We start from the raw sequence: 17587 nt of genomic DNA, 5'->3' as shown, positions 1-17587 counted from the left end.
TTAATTTTGCTGATATATGAGGCTCTCTTCCTGTCTTATTGCTTTTGGAAATAAAATATTGTTTTCCAGATGAATATGTTCATGAAGTTTTTCTTCAAACTCCTGCAGCATCGCATATGTTACTATAAAAGTATTGCAGGCGTTTGGTGGTGGAGTGTAATTATTGGATAAAACCGATATTTCTCTGTATCTGTCTCCTTCTGTAGCATGCTCGTCTTCCATCATGGATATCGGGTTTTTTACACTCCCGAACATAGGGGGCTTGTGGCAAAGGCCCTGTCTTTCGTCCGCGACCATTTTGCGTATGTATGGAAAGAGGATGTTTTCTTCCTTTTTCATATGGTGTAACAAATCTTCACATGACGCACTGAAGATTTCATGTATTTTATACAGTTCATTGTATCCATGTCCATGCACTTTACAGACTTTTGTGAGATACTCATCAATCACAGGTATTTTTTCTTCTATGTACCGATGGTATTTTTTCTCAATATAGTCGGCCAATAAATCAAGTGGCCATGTGTTATACTCGGTGCCGGATTCTTTTTGGTCTGACTGGACATTTTCCAGATCACGGATTAGTTTTTCAACTTCGACGGATCCGGAGCCGGAAAGATCCATGAGTTTTCGGTTGCCCTTACAACAAAAGTCAACACCATACGACCTGAATACTTCTGCTGTTTTGTAATTTTTTGCGACAATGTCACCTATGACTGAATCAATATTGATGTTCATTTTTATATATTTAAGTGTGAAAATTAGTGGTTGGTATCTTGTGGTTTTAAAACCCCAGTCCGATGTGAATTCCTCCCAGCTGTGTATATCCTGAATCTTTAGCAGGACCGAATCGGCCAGGTGCTACCAGTTCGATAAAAAAGGCAGAACCCTTCTTGTTTTTAAATGCTTTATTGATCAGTGGGGTAAATCCAAACTGACCTTCTCCAATTTCAAAAGCTGCCCTGAGACCCAGTGTCCATCCATCTTTTAAGGGTAACAATATACCGGGATGATACAACAAATGAATTTTATAAGGTAGGTTGGAATATATGTATGGGTTTATAAATGGAACCAGCTCCAGATCTATTTTGATTTTACCTGTTGTGTTTAATGTAATACCAAATGGAAAGCCCACTGAATATACGCTGGTTCTGTCAAAAAAAACTGTTTCTCCATTATTGTGCGAAAATAAAATTTGTACTACCCCTACATGATAACCATCTATTTTGGGTTTTATCGGTAAATCTACTTTTGTTGTATCCTGACTAAGACCAACCATTATAGATGCAAACACCAATATAAATGTAATATTATTGCGATACATATAATATTTGTTTTTATTGTTTTATAAATGATTATCAGGTGCAAATATATAAACTATTTGATAGTGGACAAATATATCCACTTTTATTTTTTTTGATTTTAACAAAGTTTGACCGAAACTATGTTTAGACTTTAGAAAAGGGCAAGAAGACTAAATTTTGGGAAATTGCAACTCTTTGGCTGTATTCAGAAAAACTGTTGATTGTACATCTAAAGATTTAGTTATTTGAAAGCTTTAAGTATGGGATATTAAAGCTCATTCCATATATTCTTTTATCTTTGTCGTATCTGTTTTCGTAAAAATCTATTATGACTACTGACAAATACATAGAAACGCTTAAAATTAAACTGAATACCGGCAGCACCGGCGAACATAGTTATCGTGGACCTTTGGAGGCACTCATTCAAGGCATCGTAGCAGATGTCAAAGTGATCAATGAACCCAAAAGACAGGCCTGCGGTGCCCCGGATTACATCATTATCCGCAATGTCATAGAAGTCGGCTACATCGAAACCAAAGATATAGGGGATGCCGACCTGGAAGGAAAAAAGAAAAATAAAGAACAGTTTGACAGATACAAAAAAGGGCTTCCCAATATTATTTTTACTGATTATTTGACCTTTTTCTTTTATACAGAGGGGCAGCTGGTCTCTCAGATAACTATTGGTCAACTGGACCATAAAAAGATAATACCAAAACCTGAAAACTTTGCTGCGTTTGAAAATCTGATCAAAGACTTTTGTATTCGGGTGACCCAAACCATACGAAGCCCAAAACGCCTGGCTGATCTGATGGCTGGCAAAGCCAAATTGCTGGCTGATGTCATTGCCCGGGCCCTGATTTCAGATGTGAATTCTCATGAAAACAGTACTCTGAAGGATCAGATGAATGCTTTCAAAGAGCTATTGATCCATGATATCACTCCCGGCGCATTTGCCGATGTATACGCACAAACCATTGCATACGGCATGTTTGCAGCTCGTTTGCACGATCCTACTCTTCCTACTTTCAGTCGCCAGGAAGCTGCCGAACTCATCCCGAAATCCAATCCATTTCTACGCAAACTGTTTGGTTACATTGCTGGTCCCGACATTGACGACCGCATCAAATGGATTGTAGATAGTCTGGTAGAAATATTTTTGGCTTGCAACGTAGAAGAAATCCTTAAAAATTATGGTAAGACTACAAAATTGGAAGATCCGATCATCCATTTTTATGAAACATTTCTGAGCGAATACGACCCGAAATTGAGAAAGGCCCGTGGCGTTTGGTACACGCCGGCGCCCGTGGTCAATTTTATAGTGCGTGCAATAGATGATATACTCAAAACCGAATTTGATTTACCGCAAGGATTGGCTGACACGACCAAAATCAAAATAAAAGTAAACTTGCAAGGCAAACAAGTAGAGCAGGAAGTACATAAAGTGCAAATACTAGACCCAGCCACCGGCACCGGAACTTTCCTGGCTGAAGTAGTCAAACACATTCACAAAAAGTTTGAAGGACAGCAAGGCATCTGGAGCAATTATGTAGAAACACATTTGCTGCCACGACTCAATGGATTTGAGTTGCTGATGGCAAGTTATGCTATGGCTCATTTAAAGCTGGACCTGCTACTGACCGAAACAGGCTACAAACCCACCACCAACCAACGATTCAGAGTTTACCTTACCAATAGCCTGGAAGATAGCCACCCCGATACAGGAACGCTATTTGCAAGTTGGCTAAGTACAGAAGCCAATGAAGCCAATCACATCAAAAGAGATACACCAGTAATGTGTGTGATTGGGAATCCGCCTTACAGCGGTATATCTTCAAACAATGGCGAATGGATTAGCAAACTGATTGAAGATTACAAATATGTTGATGGCGTTCATTTTAATGAACGTAAACATTGGCTGAATGACGACTATGTAAAATTCTTACGATACGGTCAACACTTCATTGAGAAAAACGGTAGTGGCGTTTTGGCTTTCATCAATCCACACGGTTTTTTAGATAATCCTACTTTTCGTGGAATGCGTTGGCATTTGCTAAAAACCTATGATAAAATTTACACCATAGACTTACACGGAAATAGCAAGAAAAAAGAAAAGCATCCAGATGGAAGTGCTGATGTTAATGTATTTGACATTATGCAAGGTGTTGCAATTACTGTATTTGTAAAAACGGGGAAGAAAAAGGCAAACGAGTTAGGTAAAGTTTTTCATTTTGATTTGTTTGGAAAACGTGAAATGAAATATGATTTTCTTTCTGAAAACTCATTACAAAATATCGATTTTTTAGAATTGAAACCTGAAAAACCATATTTGTTTTTTGTTCCTAAATCAACTATTGGTAATGCAAATTATGACAAAGGTTTTAAAGTAGATGAGATATTTTCAAATAATAATGTCGGATTTGTAACAGCAATTGATGGGTTTAATATATCCATGTCCATTAATGAATCTAAGTCAAAAATAAATGATATTTTAAATTTAGACGAAAATGCTTGGAGACTAAAATATAATAGACCAAAAGACGCACAATCATGGCAATATAAATGGGCTAAAACTGATGCAGAAAAACATAAAGACTTTGATTTTCAAGTTGTCAATTATAGACCTTTTGATAATCGGTGGACTCTGTATACTGGCAATTCTGGGGGACTTTATGCAAGACCATCATTGCAGATAATGAAACAATTTTTAAAAGGGAATAATATTGGTTTAGCACTTTGCAAACAATTCAAAACAGGTGATAATTATTATCATGCCTTTATTTCAAATAGAATATTCGAAAGCTCTTATGTTTCAAACAGGACAAGTGAAATAACATCTACCTTTCCTCTTTACCTATATCCCGAAACCAGCGGCCAACAAACCATTGGTCAATCAACAGAAAGAACACCAAATCTAAATACAGAAATTGTAAAGCAAATTGCAGAGAAACTTGGGATTCCTTTTGAAGCAGAGAAGTCTGCCCCACTAAATCTCCCCAAAGGGGAGACTTTTTTTAATCCCCTTCCTTTGGAGGGGTTAGGGGAGGCAACACCACACTACCAAACGGCCAATGCCAGATCGTATCGTTTTACTAAAGAATTTCAAGAGGAGCTTAAAAAAAATCCAACTGATGCAGAAAAAGTTATGTGGGAATTACTCAGAAATAAAAAAACCGGGCATAAAATCCGAAGGCAACATATTATTGATGATTTTATTACTGATTTTGTCTGCTTAAGAAAAAATTTGGTCATTGAGATTGATGGTAACATTCACTTACAACAAAAAGAATATGATGAACTCAGATCTGCAAGATTAAATGAATTGGGTTACGACGTGATACGATTTACCAATGAAGAAGTATTCGAAAATGCTGAATTTGTGGTATCCAAAATTAAACAAAAACTGGATAGCATAGAAGAAGGAAGTGCCTCTCTAAATCTCTCCAAAAGGGAGACTACGGGTGCAAATAGTTCCCCTCCTTTGGAGGGATCAGGGGAGCCATTTGCTCCGATTGATATTCTGGATTACATCTATGCGGTTTTACATTCGCCAACATACCGAGAGAAATACAAAGAGTTTTTAAAAATTGATTTTCCGAGAGTGCCTTATCCCAAGGACAAAGACACTTTCTGGCAATTGGTAAAATTGGGTGGAGAAATTCGGCAAATTCATTTATTGGAAAGTCCTGTTGTTGAAAAATTTATCACCCAATATCCTATAGACGGTGACAATGTTGTAACCAAACCAAAATTTGTTAATTCCATTCCATCGGAAGTACCGAAAGTTGTTGGCAAAGTGTACATCAACGACACACAATATTTCGCCAATGTACCGCTGATAGCCTGGGAGTTTTACATTGGAGGATATCAGCCGGCTCAAAAATGGCTCAAAGACCGCAAGGAAAGAAGACTGGAGTTTGGTGACATTTTGCATTATCAGAAAATCATAGTAGCCTTAATGGAGACTCACAGATTGATGCAGGAAATTGATACCTTAGAATTTGAATAATACATCACATCAATATTTATGAAATCATAAAAGAAAAATATTAAAACAGACTTAACAAAACCAAAAGGTTTTGACATTTCAAATTTAATGTTACCTTTAGTTACTAATTTAAAAGATAGAATAATACCATGGACCGAAAAGAGTTTTTAACGCAAAGTGCCCTGGCAGGTGCTGCATCATTTTTTGCATCAAACCAAGCTTTCAGCCAAAATCTGGTGGCTAATAATATTGACAGGTTAGTAGATGAGAAAGGTATCTTTATTCATCAACCATTGCCGTATAATGAAAATTTCCTGGAGCCGTATATGGACACTGAAACCTTGCATCTACACTATACTTTTCATCACGGTGGAGCTGTAAAAAGTGCAAATACAGATGCCGTGATGATAAAAAAATCCATGGATGAAAACAAAATTGAAACGTTGGATTATTGGACTAAGAAGTTGTCATTTCATCTTTCGTCACATATTTTACATTCTATTTTCTGGACCAACTTGACCAATAAAAAGTCAACCCCTGGTGGTGATTTGCTCAAAAGAATCCAGAAAGACTTTGGTAGTTATGACAGACTTCAGCTGTACTTGGCAAAAACATCAAAGGATGTGGACGGAAATGGTTGGGGTATATTGGGATATCAACCGTATACTGACAAATTAACCGTACTCCAATGCGAAAATCACGAAAAAATAACCCAATGGGGAGTCATTCCTTTGCTCGTGATCGACGTATGGGAGCATTCTTACTATCTGAAATACAAAAACAAAAGAACCGACTTTGTTGATAATCTTTTCAATATCATCAATTGGGATAATGTGGCACAGCGTTTGAATGACGCCCTAAAATTGACAAAATAATATTTGCGTACAGTCATTATTGCTGGTGTGAATAACCAATTGCACTTAATATTTATAAAAATAAATTGAGCCATAAATGCTAATTCGAATAAATATATGAGGAGATTTGCTCTACTAACCCCCGACCCCTGAAGGGGAGTCAACGCTTTGATTAGAAGAATTGTGTGGGTCGTCCCTTTAGGGATTGAGGGTAAAGAAGAGCAGTTACTAATTTGTGTATTATAATTTTGAAATCCAATAAGTAAAATCGGCTTTTTTACGCTCCTATTAATAGAATAATAAGTCTTCATGCAAAAATTTATTATACTTTTTATTTTAATACTTTGTCAATGTTTGAGTGCTCAGGATATTGAAAGGCCATCAATGAAAGCTGAAATCCTGAATGATCAAATCGTTCTGGACGGAATTTTGAATGAAGACGTTTGGAAAAATTGTACAGCCAATGTCGATTTTAAAACTACAGAACCGATACAGGGAAATGATCCTGAATTCACGACGAGTGTAAAAGTAGTCGCCAATAATAATAAGATTTTGATCGGTGTGCGGTGTGATGATTCCACACCAGGAGAAATCGTAAGATTTTCAAAACTGCGGGATTCCGACTTAAGTTCTGAAGATCATATCCGCGTAGTTATAGATCCTTTTCTGGATGGACAGTCAGGGTATATTTTGGCTGTCAATGCCAATGGTGCAAGATATGATGCACTCATTTCCAATAGAGGCGAGTCTGAAAACTCAAATTGGGATGCAGCCTGGGAAGCCTTCACAACTATCGATAGTGCGGGATGGAGTTTAGAAATCAGTATTCCTATTCAAAGTATTGCTTTTAAGAAAGGACTGACAACCTGGGGTTTTAACATTCAGCGACGGGTTCAACGATTGCTGGAAACCAGCCGCTGGGCTAATGTAAAACGAGATCAGTGGTTTACTCAAACCAGCAGAGCAGGACTTTTGACAGGTTTACCACAATTTGATTTTGGTTTAGGGTTAAATATAAGACCGTCTTTGATCACATCTTTTGTCCAGCCTTCAGAAAAATTCAGGTTCGCCCCGAGTCTCGATGTCAATAAAAGAATAGGGCCAAATATTGTGTCTTCATTGACTATCAACACCGATTTTGCAGAGGCGGATGTTGATACACGTCAAACAAATCTTACCCGGTTTCCGTTGTTTTTTCCGGAAAGGAGATCGTTTTTTTTAGAAGGATCAGACATTTTTGAATTTGGCATCGGTACCGGAAACAGGACAGTACTTCCTTTTTTCAGCCGTCGAATAGGTCTCTTTAAAGGCAATGAAGTACCTATTAATGCTGGATTAAAATTAAATGGAAGGGTAAACCAAACTGCATTCGGGGCACTTGCCACGCATACAGGCGCCTTGGACTTGCCAAATGATAGGCTTTCATCTACCAACATGGGTGTTTTTAGGGTACGGCGAAATATCTGGAAAGAGAGTGCAGTTGGTGTTATAGCCACTGTAGGTGATCCTCAGGGAAGACTCGGAAGTTGGTTAGGTGGAGCTGATTTTACTTACCAGACTACACGTTTTAGGGGAAATAAAAATTTTCTGGCCGGTGGATGGTTTCTCTATAACGAAAGGCAGGATTTGCGACAGGACAGAAGTGCTGCAGGATTTAAAATAGATTATCCCAATGACAGATGGGATATAGCTATGACATATGCACGGCTGGGAAAAGATTTTGATCCTTCTATGGGATTTATACCACGTCGTGGTGTACATTACTCCAGGTTTGGTCTTACGTTTTCTCCAAGACCGCAAAATGGCTGGCTGCGCCAAATGTTTCACGAATTTATCGTGACTTACATCAGAGAAATAGATAAGAGCTGGCAGAGTTACAATATATTTACCGCTCCCATCAACTGGAGGCTGGAAAGTGGTGACAGAGTAGAAATCAATTACAATCCACAGGGAGAAAACCTCACAGTTCCCTTTGAAATCAGTAATAATGTCACTATTCCCAAAGGTGCCTATCATTTTAACCGTTATAGACTGGAAGGACAGTTTGCTGCCAAGAGACCGGTTAGTGGCCAGCTGACTTGGTGGTTCGGTTCATTTTACGAAGGTAAACTGGATGAAATTCAGACATCTTTAAAAATAAATCCATCAGCATTTGTAAATATGGAAGCATCATTAATTCATAATAACGGAAGATTGCCATGGGGCAATTTTCACCAAACGTTGGTTGGATTTCGCATCAGATTAAACATCACGCCTGATCTTCAGGTCAATAGTTTTGCCCAATATGATACTGAGAGCAAATCAATAGGATGGAACGCCAGAGCTCATTGGATTTTTCATCCATTGGGGGATGCATTTCTCGTTTTTAATAATAATACTATTCGTGAAATAGGAGATAGATGGGCTTTGCAAAATCGTCAGATTCTATTTAAGGTAAGGTATACTTTCAGATATTAACCCGGAAGACTATGTTTCGGATCGATCAAACTATGGAAAGATTATGGTGTCTGCTTTGATGAAAAATCCTTTTTGCTTTGTTACATTTTTTTAATAATACAATTTACGTCTTCTGATCTCTACCTTTCCATCTTCATCCATTTTGATCAGGGTCCTTATAACTGTTTCCACCCGCAGGCCCAGAAAATCAGCCATCTGTTGCCGTGTATAAGGGATCAGGATTTTAACATGGTTGTGATTGTTGTCTTTTTTATATTTTTTTAAAAAACCTGTGATTCTGTCTTCAGGATGAGGGTTGATGATGTTTTTATTTGTGGCTGATTTATCATAAATCCTCCTTGCAAAACCTGTAACAAACTTCAATGTTACTTCAGGATATTCATAAAGAATTTTTATCAGGGTTTCTTTTACCAGTATATAGACAATGCAGTCTGTCTCAGCCTGAGCACATGCCGGATATACCTCATTGATAAACAATGGCGGTTCTCCAAAACTATCGCCGGGTCCAAAAATGCCTTGAATAAACTTCCTGCCATCATCATTATAATTGCACATATTTACCTTTCCCTCATATACCTGATGATAAAATCTGCAAGGGTCATCTTCATAAAAAATAAACTCACCTTTTTTATATTTTTTCGCTACAGCTCCCCAGGCAATCAGTAAGTTGGTATCCAGATGCATAATGGCTCAGATTATTTAACTCCAAAAGTAGTTAAAAAACCATAACAAAAAAACAGCTGCAAAATTATAACATAATAAATTCAGGATTTATGAGTATAGTCATATTGGTTTCGAATATGGGCTTTTTATCATCCCCATATTTTGAATATATAACCCAACAGTTTCCAATCAATCAGAAAGTCCGTATAATTTGACAAAGTAGAACTAATTAAAATCATTTACTGATATATTTTTGATATTCCTGCACCTTTGCTTGATCACCCAAATTTTGATAAGCCGTTATAACAGTTTTGGCATATTCCGGTCCGGGCTTGAGTTGGAATGCTTTCTCAAAGTGTTCTGCTGCCTTCTGATGATTGCCCGAAACGCCAAATGAAACACCCATCAGGTACCAGGTCTCTGCATCTCCATTATTGAAAAGCAAGGATTTCCCAAGCAAATCTTGTGATTTAATGATATTCTGTTCGATTTCTCCGGCCTTCCTGCCCAACTCTCTGTATGCCAGAGCTTTGTTTTGATCTACTATGTCTTTTAGGTCATTGACCTGATCATAATATTTTATAGCTTCTTCATATCTTTTTTGTTTGATCCTGATATTGCCAAGGGTCAGATACGCTGTAGGAACCGGTCTGATCTTCATGATGGCATTACAATGTTGTTCTGCTTTTTCCAGCATCGAAGATATTTCTTCGGGTGACAATCCATTCGTCTCCGAAGCTTTCACCAATTGGTCGGCGGCACCATTTTGAAGGCGTACACTTTGTGTATGGGTTGCAGCATCTTTGGTGAATAGGGTGAAGTTGTCTTTCCAGTCGGCATTTCTTGTTATAGTTTTAAATGCAAACCCAACACCAATCAGGCTGACCATGCCAACAAACACCATATTGTTTGTCATAGCATGTTTGATATTATTTTCTTCAGCACTATTCTCTTTTATAAAAAATCTTCCAGCCAGATACAACATGCCGGCCACCAACCAAAATGAAGCCAGAAAAGCCAGTCTTTCTCCAAACATAGTTCCGATGACCAAAGGAATCTGACTGAAAAGAGAAATAGCCAGCATATAGCCAAGGATCATAAAAGATAGCATATTTTTTGTCTTCAGACCTTTAAAAAACACGATTGCAAGTATTGTATGCAGAAAAATCGACACCCACACCACCATATTTTTAAAATCAGTGACTGGTATCACTTCATAGCTGTAATCACATGCCAACGGATGCGGAAACAATTGCAAAGCGACATATTTCCACAATATGACCAATGCAGTAGCTAGTCTTTCACCCCAACCATGGGCGCTGACTATGGGATTATCCATAATATCAGTGGCAGGTGCTGCCTGTGAGCCAAAAATAGATGCTCTAACCGCAAGTAATATCAAAACCGGAATGACAAACCATATACCATCCATGATGCTTTGTTTGATATTTTTTTGTCCGATCCACCAGGCCATCATACCAAACACAGGAAACATAGTGGCTGCACTCTCTTTGGATATCAAAGCCATAAAATAAAGGATCAGGGATGCGAACAACCATTTTCTGCTTTGGAGAGTGATATATCTATGAAAGGTGAAAAATGATGCCAGTATAAAAAACAGGGACATAATTTCATCGCGGGATTTGATATTGGCGACTACTTCGGTATGTATAGGGTGTAATGCAAATAATATAGCCATCGTAGTTGGTAACAAGATATTTTGCCCCTTAAACCAGCCTCTTAAAACCAAAAACATCAGTACAACACTTGCTGCATACCAAAAGACATTAAAAAAATGGTGTATTGCAGGATTATTGGGTGAAATCTGCCATTCTACTGCAAACTGTACCAAAGAAACAGGGCGATACAATTGCCCGCCAAAATTATTTTCACGATACCCTCCTTTCAGGATATCTCCGATTCCAGCCGCGCCTGATGTTACATTTTTATTCAGCTCAATGGCCAACGGATCGTCCAGGACAAAACCATGGCCAAGAGTATTGAAATATACCACAAATGACAAAAAAAACAGCGTAGCACAGATCATCCATAAGACCTTATTACCTTTGGCTTGTTGTTCTGCTGAATTTTGTCTGGCTGATTTACTTTCGACTTTTGATTTTTTCATTTCTGAATTATTAAATAGCAAATATAAAGTAAGTATCTTAAAAAGCAAAAGACTACAAATGTGGTGCTAAAAATTATATGATTATGTTTATTGGCTAGTGCTCTGTCACCTTCAAAAATCCAAGTCAATGACACTTTCATCAAAAAATAATCAACCGGAAACCTGATATTTTTTCATAGTTAAAGATTCCTAATAATGGCGACAGAATTATTTTTATAATAAAGACATGTGTATCATCGTCTTTAGAAAAATAAATTCTCGTCGGTATAAATATATGGGTAAATAAGGTTCACATCTGTTGGGTTAACCCAACAGTTTCCAATCAATCGGAAAGTCGGTATAATTTGACAATGCAAAAATAGGTAGAACATCACATTTTATCAAGGGAAATTAAGAGTATGTTTAAAATTTTTCTTAGTTGTAAATCAAGAGATTATGGTTCTGGCGATAAAATAATCAACGAATTTAGTGAACTAAATAAGGCGATTATTTTGAAGTCAGGTTCATAATACATTGATTTTAAGGCAATAAAAATTTAAAGATACTCTAAAGTCCAATGTCGTTTAGTTAAGACCTCTTTATGAAGTCTTTCCCTTGTAAGGGTAAGATTTAGATAGGGTAAAAACAAAGAAAAATTTCTTGTCTAAACGACATTGAATTAAAATCTGACCCTTACTTCCTTGTCCAAATATGGATACACAACTTTGGTCAAATGCAAACCATTGGGATGCGCCATCAGATTAAATTTCATTTTTTCCTTTCCGCAAGATACATTGACAAAAGTGTCCCAACTCATCTTTCCTGTGGATAAGGCCAGCAGTCTACCCGTGATGATTCTGATCATAGACTTCAAAAATCTGTTCGCTGTGAATTTTAATATAAGCCTTTTATTATCTTCAAAGTTTTCCACGGATGCTTCATATATGGTGCACAATGTATTGTTCACCCTGTCAGGAGTAAGGCACATATATCTGAAATCTTCTGTTTCCTTCAAAAATTGAAGTCCTTTACGGATCATTTCTACATCAGGTTTGATATCTCCTGCATAAAAGCTAAATATTGCCAGATATGGATTTTTTTCAAAGTGGACATGATATTCATAACTTCTTTTTGCAGCATCGTACCTGCTATGTGCACGTTCAGGCATTTCTATTATTTCAAACACTGAAATGTCATCAGGCAAAATACGATTCAACCGTTCTACAGGATCATATGCCCATACACCATCATAATCAAAATGTGCAAAATACTGCATAGCATGAACACCTGCATCTGTACGACCGCAGCCCATAATGGTTGTAGTTGTACCAGTCATCTTTGTGATAGCATTCTCAAGAATTTGCTGCACACTAAATTCCGTATTGATTTGCCTTTGCCATCCTCTGTATGAAGTACCTTTATATGCCAAATGAATAAAATATCTCATTGAAAATTATAATAAAAATTTACTGTCAGTCACGAAATAAAATTTCAAAACAAAAAAAAATCTTAAAAAAATCAAAATTAATCATATCGTGGAACTAATTTAGCATTATATTTGTATTCTGATTTGCAAAAATATTATTAAGCGAAGTGTTGACAAATTTATCATACCGTTTTATACACCTTTTTCAATATTCTCTGATATTGGTAATAATAGCTATTTCTGCACCGGTGCATTGCTTCGCTCCTTCTACTATTAGCCATAGGCGGATCTGATTTCCACTTAACTCAGCTGCATATTTTGTAGTATTTTTTGGCTATTATTTTTTCTCAAAACCATTCTAAATTAATCTTATACATGACTATAGTCAATGATGACATCCTCGTAATGGAAGCTTCCGGTATTCATGCCGGATACAGTCAGATCATCTGTGATGAGATGGAATCCTCCGCAAAAGTCAGAGGAACAGGTATCGCCAAGAGAAGCCCTGACTATATCTCTCACAAAATGGAAGAAGGTAAAGCTGTCATTGCCCTGACCAAGGATGGCACCTGGGTGGGATTCTGTTATATAGAAACCTGGGAAGGAGAATACGTAGCCAATTCAGGACTCATCGTCTCCCCGGAATTTAGAAAAACCGGAGTAGCAAAAAACATAAAACAAAAGATATTTGACCTGTCCAGACGAAAATACCCTGATGCCAAAATATTCGGACTGACTACAGGCCTTGCTGTCATGAAAATCAACAGTGATCTGGGCTACGAACCGGTCACGTACAGCGAACTCACACAGGATGAAAAATTTTGGGCAGGCTGCAGAAGTTGTGTCAACTTTGATATCCTCACAGCCAAAGATCGAAAAAACTGTCTTTGCACCGCCATGCTTTATGACCCGAAGGAACACGCTCCCATAGAAAAGATTAAAGAAGAGTTTAAGGAAAATGCACATATTTTTGAACGGTTTATGAAGATCAAAAAATTCAACTTTCTCAGAGGACTTTTTGATAAAGGCAAGATATCAGACACTAAAGTCAGAAGTTTTGCCAAAGTCTTATTGTCAACAATATAACCTAATATTAAAATGGAAAAAAACATAAATCAAAAATCTGTTGTCCTTGGCTTCAGCGGCGGACTGGATACTTCCTATTGTGTCAAATATCTCACCGATGAGCTAGGTTATGAAATCCATAGTGTTACTGTCAATACCGGAGGATTTGATGCCTATGAATTGGATAAAATAGAAGCACACGCTTTGAATCTGGGTGTAAAAACACACAAAAATATTGACGCCACCAGATCATATTACGATGACATCATCAAATATCTCATCTTTGGCAATGTCCTTAAAAACAACACCTATCCGCTTTCGGTCAGTGCAGAAAGGTTAAGTCAGGCGATGCACATTGCAAAACATGCCAACGATCTTGGACTTAAGACCGTGGTACATGGCAGTACGGGTGCCGGAAATGATCAGGTCAGATTTGATATGATCCTCCAGATGATGATACCTGATGTGGAGATCATCACACCTATCAGGGACATGAAACTCAGCCGGCAAACTGAAATCGACTATCTCAAATCCAAAGGAGTAGCTATGAATTTTGAGAAGGCGGCTTACTCCATCAACAAAGGACTCTGGGGAACCAGCATAGGTGGTAAAGAGACTCTCACATCACACGGTATGATACCGGAAGAGGCATGGCCGAGTCAGCTAACTGCCACTGAAGAAAAATCCATCACTATTTCCTTTGAAAAAGGAGAAATCACAGCGATAGATGATACGACATTTGTTCATCCCGCTGATGCTATTTCCCATTTGCAAAAGATAGCATCATCATACGCTATCGGCAGAGATATACACATCGGTGATACCATCATAGGCATCAAAGGGAGAGTGGGATTTGAAGCAGCAGCGCCTATGGTCATCATTAAAGCTCACCACGCGCTGGAAAAACACGTACTCACCAAGTGGCAACTATCCTGGAAGGAGCAGTTGTCACAGTTTTACGGCAACTGGCTACACGAAGGACAGATACTCGACCCTGTAATGCGGGATATTGAAGCATTTTTAAAAAATTCTCAGCAATTCGTATCCGGAAAAGTGTTCGTAAGACTCATGCCATACAGATTTATGGTAGAAGGCATAGAGTCGGACCACGATCTGATGAGCAGTAAATTTGGCAGTTATGGAGAGATGAACAATACATGGACAGGCGAGGACGTAAGGGGATTTACCAAAATTTTCGGCAATCAAACCTCCATTTTTCATAAGGTGAATGATATACAATATAAGTAAACAATCGAACAACCGAACAATCCGAACGACGAACGACGAACAATCTTAACGTCGAACAATCTGAATAACGAACAACCCGAATGACGAACGACGAACAATCCGAGCGACGAACAATCTGAATGACGAACAACCGAACAATCCGAACGACGAACAATCCGAATGACGAACAACCGAACAATCCGAATGACGAACAACCGAACAATCCGAACGACGAACAACCTGAATGAGGAATGGTGAAAAGCGAAGGTCGTCCCCTCAGAGCCTGCCAAGCTATGCTTGGGAATGAGGGTAGAAGGGGAAGATGACAAATGACCAAATAAGCTAACAGCTAAAAACCAAAATAATGATAAAAGCAGGAATAATTGGTGGAGCAGGATATACAGGCGGCGAATTGATCAGAATCCTTCTGAATCATCCTGATGTATCCATATCTTTTGTTCAGAGCAAGAGCAATGCCGGCAATAAAATATCTTCCATACATACTGATCTCGAAGGTGAAACCAACCTTGTTTTCAGCAATGAAATCAATGAAAATGCAGATGTCATTTTCTTTTGTACCGGCCATGGTGAAAGTACCGCACTCTTACCTGCACTTAATATACCGACAAGTATAAAAATCATAGACTTGTCCAATGACTTTCGTTTACACCCCAAAAATGTATCCGGAAACAGACACTTTGTATATGGTCTTCCTGAAATCAACAAAGCTGAGATCACCAATGCCGACGCTGTGGCCAATCCAGGATGTTTTGCATCTGCTATACAATTGGCCATCTTACCATTGATTGCATCGGGCCATTCGTCAGATTTTTATGTGACCGGGATCACAGGATCGACAGGGGCCGGACAGTCACTGAGCCAGACATCACACTTTTCATGGCGGACCAACAATATTCAGGCTTACAAAACACTCACCCACCAGCATTTGGGTGAAATCACACAGTCTTGTCAGCAAACATGTCCATCTGAATCAGTGCCCGAAGTACATTTTGTACCCTGGCGTGGGGATTTTTCAAGGGGTATTTTCGTCAGCGCACAGACAAAATCAACATTGCCTGTAATTGAAATTAAACATATGTATACTGACTTTTACGCCAATGCGGCATTTGTACATTTGTCTGATCAGGCTATTCACCTCAAACAAGTCATCAATACCAACAAATGCCTGATACAGATTGAAAAAACCGGAGATCAGCTGGTCATTCATGCTGTCATCGATAATCTGGTCAAGGGTGCGAGCGGTCAGGCAGTGCAAAATATGAATCTTATGTTCGGTCTTGATGAAAAAGCAGGCCTTCACCTGAAAGCATCGGCTTTCTGATAAATACCTTTTCTATGCATCTATTTGACGTTTACAGCATTCAGCAAATCAATATCACCAAAGCCAAAGGATCTTATGTCTGGGATGAAACCGGCCAAAAATATCTCGACATGTATGGCGGACATGCCGTTATCAGCATTGGACATCTACATGATCATTGGCAAAAAGCATTAAAAGATCAGCTGGACAAGATCGCTTTTTACAGCAATTCCATCATCATCAGGCTGCAGGAGGAACTGGCTCAAAAACTGGGCGAAGTGTCAGGCAAAGAAGATTATAGTTTATTCCTGTGCAATTCCGGTGCTGAAGCCAATGAAAATGCACTTAAACTCGCATCTTTTCATACAGGTCGTAAAAAAGTAGTCACTTTCACAGGAGCATTTCATGGCAGAACATCCCTGGCCGTAGCCGCCACGGACAATCCTGCCATAGTGGCCCCTGTCAATTATACCGGAGATATCATCCGCTTGCCATTTAATGATGAACAGGCGCTTACTGAATGTTTCGCAAAACACGGACCAGAAATCTGCGCCGTCATCATTGAAGGAATACAGGGAGTCGGAGGTATATATGAAGCTGAGCCATCTTTTTTGCAGTCCATCAGAACACTTTGTGATCAGCACGGCAGTGTTTATATAGCAGATAGTGTCCAATGTGGATATGGAAGATCAGGTACTTTTTTTGCTCATGATGCAGCTGGGGTAAATGCTGACATTTATACCATGGCCAAAGGTATGGGCAATGGATTTCCGGTGGCAGGAATTGCTATAGCGCCTGAGTTTGTTGCAAAAAAAGGGATGCTGGGTACTACTTTTGGGGGCAACCACCTGGCTTGTGCTGCTGCCATAGCAGTGCTCAACGTTATTCAGCAGGAAAATCTGATCGAAAATGCAAGAACGCTAGGCCAATATATCATCAACAAATTAAAATCATATCCTGAAGTAAAATCTGTTCGCGGGCGTGGACTGATGATCGGGTTTGAAATGAATGAACCATTTACAAAAACCCTGAAATCAGATTTACTGTCCAAATGCAAAATTTTTACCGGTGAAGCCAAAAACAATACCATACGTCTGTTGCCTTCTTTGGCCCTTACCAGAGAGGAAGCAGATCAGTTTTTTGCCGCTTTTGATTCATTGATATATAACCCATCCTGA

11 protein-coding genes and 2 pseudogenes are annotated in these 17587 nt (G+C 38.5%); 8 read left to right on the top strand and 5 right to left on the bottom strand.

Features of this window, described 5'->3' with window-relative positions; genetic code table 11:
* Both ric and IPK35_22350 read right to left on the bottom strand, forming a co-directional pair.
* Nucleotides 1-735: an iron-sulfur cluster repair di-iron protein gene (gene ric, locus IPK35_22355; protein ID MBK8055933.1), complete on the bottom strand. Its 735-nt coding sequence runs from the start codon at nucleotides 733-735 to the stop codon at nucleotides 1-3.
* A gap of 46 nt (nucleotides 736-781) precedes the next feature.
* Nucleotides 782-1321 (bottom strand): hypothetical protein, encoded by a 540-nt coding sequence (locus IPK35_22350; protein MBK8055932.1) that lies wholly within the window; start codon nucleotides 1319-1321, stop codon nucleotides 782-784.
* A 308-nt stretch (nucleotides 1322-1629) separates the two neighbouring features.
* Between IPK35_22350 and IPK35_22345 the strand changes: the two are divergent.
* From IPK35_22345 to IPK35_22330, 4 genes and pseudogenes are all read left to right on the top strand, one after another.
* Nucleotides 1630-4503, top strand: a pseudogene (locus tag IPK35_22345) (N-6 DNA methylase).
* 300 nt (nucleotides 4504-4803) lie between these two features.
* Nucleotides 4804-5310 (top strand): annotated as a pseudogene (locus IPK35_22340) (DNA methyltransferase).
* Nucleotides 5311-5438: 128 nt separating this feature from the next.
* A complete protein-coding gene (locus IPK35_22335; GenBank protein ID MBK8055931.1) occupies nucleotides 5439-6164 on the top strand; it encodes a superoxide dismutase in 726 nt (241 codons plus the stop codon).
* Between the two features lie 363 nt (nucleotides 6165-6527).
* Nucleotides 6528-8600, top strand: coding sequence for a carbohydrate binding family 9 domain-containing protein (locus tag IPK35_22330; protein MBK8055930.1), 2073 nt, complete (start codon nucleotides 6528-6530; stop codon nucleotides 8598-8600).
* 90 nt (nucleotides 8601-8690) lie between these two features.
* Here the strand turns inward: IPK35_22330 and IPK35_22325 are convergent, their stop codons facing one another.
* The 3 genes from IPK35_22325 to IPK35_22315 all read right to left on the bottom strand — a co-directional run bounded on the left by IPK35_22325 (nucleotide 8691) and on the right by IPK35_22315 (nucleotide 12817).
* Nucleotides 8691-9284 (bottom strand): Crp/Fnr family transcriptional regulator, encoded by a 594-nt coding sequence (locus tag IPK35_22325; GenBank protein MBK8055929.1) that lies wholly within the window; start codon nucleotides 9282-9284, stop codon nucleotides 8691-8693.
* 214 nt (nucleotides 9285-9498) lie between these two features.
* A complete protein-coding gene (locus IPK35_22320; protein ID MBK8055928.1) occupies nucleotides 9499-11391 on the bottom strand; it encodes a DUF1736 domain-containing protein in 1893 nt (630 codons plus the stop codon).
* Between the two features lie 658 nt (nucleotides 11392-12049).
* Nucleotides 12050-12817, bottom strand: a complete 768-nt coding sequence (locus IPK35_22315) for a tRNA pseudouridine synthase A (GenBank protein ID MBK8055927.1) — start codon at nucleotides 12815-12817, stop codon at nucleotides 12050-12052.
* Nucleotides 12818-13171: 354 nt separating this feature from the next.
* Between IPK35_22315 and IPK35_22310 the strand changes: the two genes are divergently transcribed.
* From IPK35_22310 to IPK35_22295, 4 genes are all read left to right on the top strand, one after another.
* Nucleotides 13172-13882: a GNAT family N-acetyltransferase gene (locus IPK35_22310; GenBank protein MBK8055926.1), complete on the top strand. Its 711-nt coding sequence runs from the start codon at nucleotides 13172-13174 to the stop codon at nucleotides 13880-13882.
* A 12-nt stretch (nucleotides 13883-13894) separates the two neighbouring features.
* Entirely contained in the window at nucleotides 13895-15109 is a 1215-nt protein-coding gene (locus IPK35_22305; protein MBK8055925.1) for an argininosuccinate synthase, read from the top strand.
* Nucleotides 15110-15452: 343 nt separating this feature from the next.
* Nucleotides 15453-16430 (top strand): N-acetyl-gamma-glutamyl-phosphate reductase, encoded by a 978-nt coding sequence (locus tag IPK35_22300; GenBank protein ID MBK8055924.1) that lies wholly within the window; start codon nucleotides 15453-15455, stop codon nucleotides 16428-16430.
* 14 nt (nucleotides 16431-16444) lie between these two features.
* A complete protein-coding gene (locus IPK35_22295) occupies nucleotides 16445-17587 on the top strand; it encodes an aspartate aminotransferase family protein (protein ID MBK8055923.1) in 1143 nt (380 codons plus the stop codon).

The sequence above is a fragment of the Saprospiraceae bacterium genome (genome assembly GCA_016713025.1).
Lineage (GTDB): Bacteria > Bacteroidota > Bacteroidia > Chitinophagales > Saprospiraceae > OLB9.
The sequence above is the reverse complement of the archived record's forward strand: the minus strand, read 5'-3'. Positions and strand labels throughout refer to the sequence as shown.

Bases quoted from the DNA above. Each gene is read 5' to 3' on its own strand.
- IPK35_22310 (MBK8055926.1), top strand. From the start codon at position 13,172: ATGACTATAGTCAATGATGACATCCTCGTAATGGAAGCTTCCGGTATT.
- IPK35_22295 (MBK8055923.1), top strand. From the start codon at position 16,445: ATGCATCTATTTGACGTTTACAGCATTCAGCAAATCAATATCACCAAA.
- IPK35_22350 (MBK8055932.1), bottom strand. From the start codon at position 1,321: ATGTATCGCAATAATATTACATTTATATTGGTGTTTGCATCTATAATG.
- IPK35_22335 (MBK8055931.1), top strand. From the start codon at position 5,439: ATGGACCGAAAAGAGTTTTTAACGCAAAGTGCCCTGGCAGGTGCTGCA.
- IPK35_22325 (MBK8055929.1), bottom strand. From the start codon at position 9,284: ATGCATCTGGATACCAACTTACTGATTGCCTGGGGAGCTGTAGCGAAA.
- IPK35_22300 (MBK8055924.1), top strand. From the start codon at position 15,453: ATGATAAAAGCAGGAATAATTGGTGGAGCAGGATATACAGGCGGCGAA.
- IPK35_22330 (MBK8055930.1), top strand. From the start codon at position 6,528: ATGAAAGCTGAAATCCTGAATGATCAAATCGTTCTGGACGGAATTTTG.
- ric (MBK8055933.1), bottom strand. From the start codon at position 735: ATGAACATCAATATTGATTCAGTCATAGGTGACATTGTCGCAAAAAAT.
- IPK35_22315 (MBK8055927.1), bottom strand. From the start codon at position 12,817: ATGAGATATTTTATTCATTTGGCATATAAAGGTACTTCATACAGAGGA.
- IPK35_22320 (MBK8055928.1), bottom strand. From the start codon at position 11,391: ATGAAAAAATCAAAAGTCGAAAGTAAATCAGCCAGACAAAATTCAGCA.
- IPK35_22305 (MBK8055925.1), top strand. From the start codon at position 13,895: ATGGAAAAAAACATAAATCAAAAATCTGTTGTCCTTGGCTTCAGCGGC.